Genomic DNA, 934 nt, shown 5'->3' on the forward strand with positions numbered 1-934 from the left:
AAAACTATCTTTACATCTGTATCTACTATATCTTCTACTTCTATTTTTTCATTACTTACAAATGTTATTTCATATTCATATACTTTATTTACTCCACTTCTCCCTTCTAATTTATATATTGAATAATTCCCATCTATATTTTCATATAAATCATTACTCTCTTCTAAATAATAGTTATTTGTTTCATAGTTTAAAAGCTCTAATCTGGCTTTTATCTCTTGGGTTTGTTTATTATTATTTAGAAAATTTAAATTTTGCATATGTTACTCTATATTGATACTTTCTGATTTATTATAAAAAGTACAAATATTTTTTATAATAAATTCAAAGATTTTTAAATCTTTGAATTTATACTTAAGCATTTAGTCCTACTCCTATTCTCCAGTCATCTTCTCCTGAAGTACTTGCAACTTCATGTCTCCAAGTAATTTTTCTATATGCTAAAGATATTTTTTCTAAAGGTGAAACTTGTGTTTTAGATGCATCAATTTCCATTTCCATAAACATATCAATATCAACAATAACAGCATCCTCTAATACTATAGTAAAATAATGCTCAGGTTTACCAGCATAACTAGTTCTATACCACTTTAACTCAACAGTAGGTAAAGTTTCTCCTTTTGTTAAAGCATTGTACAAAAGAGGTGAAGATTTATCTATTAACTTTGTTACTACAAATGGTTCGTGAACTCTTTGTCCAGATGGTTGTCCTGATTGTGGGTCTCTTGGGATTTTAATATTATGACTAAAAGATTTTACTAAAGCCTCATTTTCATGTCCTCTTTGGTAAGAATTACCTACAGATTCAGCAGTAAATGCTCCTTCAGTTATTAAACCTTGTGTACTTCCTTTAATAGAAATGAATATTGGATTATTCATCCTTGCTCCTTTTAAAATAAAATAATATAAAATTATATTATATAATAAATAAATT

General features: G+C 26.3%; 1 protein-coding gene and 1 pseudogene. Both read right to left on the reverse strand.

Annotated features, from left to right (window positions below; translation table 11 throughout):
- Nucleotides 1-260, reverse strand: a pseudogene (locus tag IQC44_RS11400) (hypothetical protein); the annotation flags it as partial.
- A gap of 94 nt (nucleotides 261-354) precedes the next feature.
- The gene (locus IQC44_RS11405) at nucleotides 355-879 is read right to left on the reverse strand and encodes an Hcp family type VI secretion system effector (RefSeq protein ID WP_198306478.1); all 525 of its coding nucleotides are present in this window, start codon (nucleotides 877-879) and stop codon (nucleotides 355-357) included.
- Nucleotides 880-934: the final 55 nt, after the last annotated feature.

Source organism: Arcobacter vandammei (assembly GCF_016106035.1).
Taxonomy (GTDB): Bacteria; Campylobacterota; Campylobacteria; order Campylobacterales; family Arcobacteraceae; genus Aliarcobacter; species Aliarcobacter vandammei.